Origin of the sequence: Streptomyces spiramenti (genome assembly GCF_012034385.1) — a bacterium.
Lineage (GTDB): Bacteria > Actinomycetota > Actinomycetes > Streptomycetales > Streptomycetaceae > Streptomyces > Streptomyces spiramenti.
In genome coordinates, this window is the sequence record NZ_JAAVJB010000322.1 from 1 (window position 1) to 4,398 (window position 4,398).

Consider the following 4,398-nt stretch of genomic DNA (forward strand, 5'->3'; position numbering starts at 1 on the left):
CCCGGACGCGGGCCCGACCGCGTCCGGGGTGCCGAAACGTTACCTCCCGGGTGTTTGGCGGTGGTGACGCGCGGCTATCCCAGGGGGACGTACCAGTCGTGCTGCTGAAGGAGCACTGCCATGGCCCTCATGACGACCGCCCCGGCCACCGCCGACGCCGACCGGGCCGCGTTCACCTGTGGTCCTGACGGCGCCCCCGTGCCGGAGACCACCGCCATCGGCGGCCTCGCCGTGGCCGCGCCGTCCGACTCCGAGGACACGCGCACCCCCGCCGGATGGTCCTCCTTCGTCTCCGCCGTGATGGGCGGCACCCTGGGCGCCTGACGCGGGCGCCCAGGGCCGGGCACCCGGGGCGCAGCCCGTGCGCGGGCCTGCCGGGCGGCGGCTCACCCGCACTCCCACCCGGCCCGGTTGGAGTACGACTCGTAGGTGTACCGGGTGTCCCGCTGCCACTCCTCGCCGGTGAGCCGCCGCCACGCCCGGCCGGGCACGGACAGCAGCGACCCGGCCCGTACCGGACCCGTGGCGAACGGGGCGAAGCGCACCGGGTCGGCCCGTACCGTCCGGTAGGCGCGCTCCCCTGCGGCGACCACCGCGGCGCGGGTGTGGAGGAAGGAGTCGGAGGACTCGTCCTCCCCCAGCTCACGGCGGTCCAACTCCCAGAGCAGTCGCGACAGCGTCTCGGCGAACGCCGCGGTCACCGTCGCCGGTTCCGCCGTCAGCCGCTCGACCAGGGCCGACGACAGGTCGTCCGCGTCCGGATCGGGCCACGGCGGGCGGCACTCCTCGACCAGCCGCCAGAATCGTTCCTCGTCCATCTCCGCCGTCTCGCTCATGCGCCGAGGATGCCGGACGGCACCGACAACGGGTCCGGCCCGGGGCGGTTGTCGGTGGCCGCTGCGAGACTGACGCGGTGATCGTGCGACGTGCCTACGCCCATGTTCCCGACGGCTCCGCCGGGGAGTGGCCCTGGACGGTCCCCTGCGTCCGGCAACTGCTGGGGGAGGGAATGCGGTTCACCGCACCGGTCACCTTCCTGGTGGGGGAGAACGGCTCCGGGAAGTCCACGCTGGTGGAGGCGGTCGCCGAGGCGTACGGGCTCGACCCCTGGGGCGGTGCGGCCGGCCGCCGTTACGCCGGCCCCCGCGAGAAGTCCCCGCTGGGCGAGCGGATCCGGTTCGAGGCCGCCGGCGGCGGCCGACGGATGCTCGGCTCCCGTGCCGCCCGCAGAGGGTTCTTCCTGCGGGCGGAGACCGCCCGCGACGCCCTCGACCGCGCGGGGTTCGGCCCCGACTTCCGCAGTCACGGCGAGGGGTTCCTCGCCGCCTTCCGCGAGGAGTTCCGGGGGCCGGGGCTCTTCGTGCTCGACGAGCCGGAGGCCGCGCTCTCCTTCACCTCCTGCCTGGAGCTGGTGGGGCACCTCGCGCAGGTGGTCGAGAACGGCGGCCAGGTGGTGTGCGCCACCCACTCACCGCTGCTGACCGCCATGCCCGGTGCCGACATCCTGGAGCTCGACGAGGACGGAGCGCGACGTGTCGCGTGGCAGGACCTGCGGCTCGTGGACCACTGGCGCCGCTATCTCGCGGACCCCGGGAGCTACCTGCGCCACGTGCTGGAGTGATCCCCCCCGGCCCCGACGGGTGGTCGGTCCCGGGCGTTCACCGGGCCCCGGCGCCGCTGCCCAGCGCGCCCGAGGGGCGTCGCCGCCGTGCGGCGGCGGGCGGGACCCCGTCGTCTGCCGTGCCGCCGCGCGGCACGACGAGCCCTGACTCGTAGGCGAGGACGACCGCCTGCGCCCTGCTGCTCACCCCCAGCTTCTGCATGATCCGCTTGACGTGCGTCTTGACGGTGGCTTCGCTGAGGACCAGCCGGTCGGCGATATCCGCGTTGCTGAGGCCCGCCGCCACCAGCCGCAGCACGTCCGTCTCGCGGTTGGTGAGCGGACCCAGCCGCGAGCGCCCCAGGGCCAGCGCGCGGTGGTGCCGGGCGTAGGTCTCCACGAGGTCGCGGGTGATGACGGGGGTGATCAGCATGTCCCCGGCGGCCACGGTGCGGACCGCGGAGGCGATCCGGTCGGGCGGGGTGTCCTTCAGCAGGAACCCGGAGGCGCCGACGCCGAGCGCGGTGTACACGTACTCCGGGGAGTCGAAGGTGGTCAGCATCAGGACGCGGGGCTGCTGCTCCGGCGAGGAACCGACGATCAGGCGGGTGGCCGCGATGCCGTCCAGAACCGGCATCCGAACGTCCATCAGCACGACGTCCGGGTGCAGGGTGGCGGCGAGTTCGACCGCGCGGCGGCCGTCGCCGGCCTCGCCGACGACATCGACCCCCGGGGCCGCGCTCAACAGGGCGACCAGGCCGGCGCGCATCAGCGCGTGGTCGTCGGCCACGACGACGGTGACGTTCACCTGGTACCGCCGATCCTCGTGGGGTGGACGCTGCGGACGTGGGGGGCGGGCTTCGGCCACGGAGCGGACCGCCGACCGGCGGGTCGCTCCGCCACCCCGGTCGGGAGCTCGGTCGGCAGCTCGGGCGGCCCCTGGGCCACCCTCGCGTGCCCGAACGTGCCGATCACAGTTGCCCGAACGTAGCGCACATCCGGTCAACTTAGACGGGTCGTGCGCCCCCCGCCCACTTCGGGGGACGTAATTCGGATACCCCCGTAGGGGTAGTCGGGATCCCGCTCTGGTGTGACGACATGGCCGGCGGGCACCACTAGCGTCGAGCGGGTCAGACGCCGCCGCGCTCCGGTGGCGTACCCGGAAGCTTGGGGGGAAAGTGCACAGTTCTCACCGGGGTGGGGAGCCGGTCGCCGTCGGAGACGGCTCGTTGGCTGCCGCCCGCGTGGTCCGGCCGGCGGTGCCCTCCGCCCGGACGCCCGTCACCGTGCACGCGCCCGATCCGATCACCCGCGAGGGCGCGCTGGTGCAGTTGCGCCGCAACCCCGACATCGAGATCAGGAGCGAGACGGACACCAGGCCGGGGACCGTGACGATGGTGGTCCGCGACGCCCTCGACGAGGACGTGCTGGCCCGGCTGCGCCGCGTCGTGCGGGCCGACGGGGGGAGAGCGGTGCTGGTGGTGGGCGCTCTGCGGGAGGCGGAGCTGCTCGACGTCATCGAGTGCGGGGTGGGTGCGGTCGTCTGGCGGAACGAGGCCACCGAACACCGTCTGGCCCAAGCCGTCTTCGCCGCGGCGCGGGGCGAGGGGGACCTCCCGGCCGATCTGCTGGGGCGGCTGATCGACCAGGTGGGTGTGCTCCACCGCGTCAGCACCGGCCGCTCGGGAGCGCCTGCCGGTGGACTCTCGCCGCGCGAGGTGGACGTGCTCCGACTGATCGCCGACGGCCGCGACACGGTGGAGATCGCCGTCAAGCTCGCGTACTCCGAACGCACGGTCAAGAACGTGGTGCACGGCCTCACCACTCGACTCCATCTTCGTAACCGCGCGCACGCGGTCGCCTACGCCATGCGCGAGGGCTACATCTGATCGAAGGCGTCCGCATCTGACCGAAAGGACTCCACTGATGTCCTGCCAGGGAAACCACGGTGCCCCCGACCCGACCCCGGCGGGCGTGTGACCGGCGGGGCCCAGGGGGTTTGATGGAAACCGCCCGCGCGCACGCGCCCGAGCGGCGGCACGGCAACACGGAAGGCACCGACCGGTGATCCACGAGATGGACGAGGTCCTCAAGGGGCTGCTCGGCCGCGGCGCGCTCGCCGGTTCCGGCATCGACGTCTCCTTCGACGCCCCCACCCGGGACTGGGCGGCACGCCGCAACGGCCCGGTGATCAACAGCTACCTCTACGACATCCGCGAGGAGACCTCGCTGCGGCAGCGCGGGCACACGCCCGTCCACGACGGCGGGGGGCTGGTCGTCAAGCGCCGCCGGCCGCCCCGCTGGTTCCGGCTCGCCTACCTGGTGACCGCGTGGACCAAGCGACCGCAGGACGAGCACCGCCTGCTGGCAGCGGCACTCACCGCACTGCTGCCGCACGAACTCCTCGCCCCCTCCGTGCTGCCCGGCGCGCTCGGCGCGCAGGGACTCAGCGTCCCCCTGAATGTCGGGGGATCGCAGACCGAGTCGCGGTCGCTCGCGGAGATCTGGAGCGCCCTCGGCGGTGAACTCAAGCCCTCGCTCGACGTGGTGGCGACCGTGCCGTTCCCGTCCCACCCCGACGACGACGCCGGCCCGCCCGTCACCGCGGGAGCCGCGGTGCGGCTCGGCGGCATCGACGGCACCCCGCCGCAGGGCGAACGCGGTCACCGACCGCACCAGATCGCCGCCGCCGAGCGCCCCGCCTTCCGCGCCCGGCCGGGACGGCAGCGATGACCCCCGGCACGCCCGCGGCACCCGCGGAGACGGCGCCGGAGACGGCGCCCGGGACGGCGCCGGAG

At 74.2% G+C, this 4,398-nt stretch carries 6 protein-coding genes; 4 read left to right on the plus strand and 2 right to left on the minus strand.

From position 1 onward, the window contains the following. Positions 1-120: 120 nt before the first annotated feature. On the plus strand, positions 121-324 hold the full coding sequence (locus HCJ92_RS22480; RefSeq protein WP_167935442.1) for a hypothetical protein: 204 nt from the start codon (positions 121-123) through the stop codon (positions 322-324). A 62-nt stretch (positions 325-386) separates the two neighbouring features. Here the strand turns inward: HCJ92_RS22480 and HCJ92_RS22485 are convergent, their stop codons facing one another. Further along, a complete protein-coding gene (locus HCJ92_RS22485; RefSeq protein ID WP_245241145.1) occupies positions 387-836 on the minus strand; it encodes a DUF4240 domain-containing protein in 450 nt (149 codons plus the stop codon). Between the two features lie 77 nt (positions 837-913). Here HCJ92_RS22485 and HCJ92_RS22490 point away from each other — a divergent pair, with 77 nt between their 5' ends. After that, positions 914-1,621 (plus strand): AAA family ATPase, encoded by a 708-nt coding sequence (locus HCJ92_RS22490; RefSeq protein ID WP_167935443.1) that lies wholly within the window; start codon positions 914-916, stop codon positions 1,619-1,621. 37 nt (positions 1,622-1,658) lie between these two features. On the opposite strand, the gene HCJ92_RS22495 is transcribed toward HCJ92_RS22490, so the two are convergent. Continuing rightward, positions 1,659-2,408 (minus strand): response regulator, encoded by a 750-nt coding sequence (locus tag HCJ92_RS22495; protein ID WP_167935444.1) that lies wholly within the window; start codon positions 2,406-2,408, stop codon positions 1,659-1,661. 421 nt (positions 2,409-2,829) lie between these two features. Here HCJ92_RS22495 and HCJ92_RS22500 point away from each other — a divergent pair, with 421 nt between their 5' ends. Both HCJ92_RS22500 and HCJ92_RS22505 read left to right on the plus strand, forming a co-directional pair. Then, complete coding sequence (locus HCJ92_RS22500) at positions 2,830-3,489, plus strand: helix-turn-helix transcriptional regulator (RefSeq protein WP_209311466.1); 660 nt, start codon at positions 2,830-2,832, stop codon at positions 3,487-3,489. A gap of 175 nt (positions 3,490-3,664) precedes the next feature. Then, on the plus strand, positions 3,665-4,333 hold the full coding sequence (locus HCJ92_RS22505) for a Pvc16 family protein (protein WP_167935446.1): 669 nt from the start codon (positions 3,665-3,667) through the stop codon (positions 4,331-4,333). Positions 4,334-4,398: the final 65 nt, after the last annotated feature.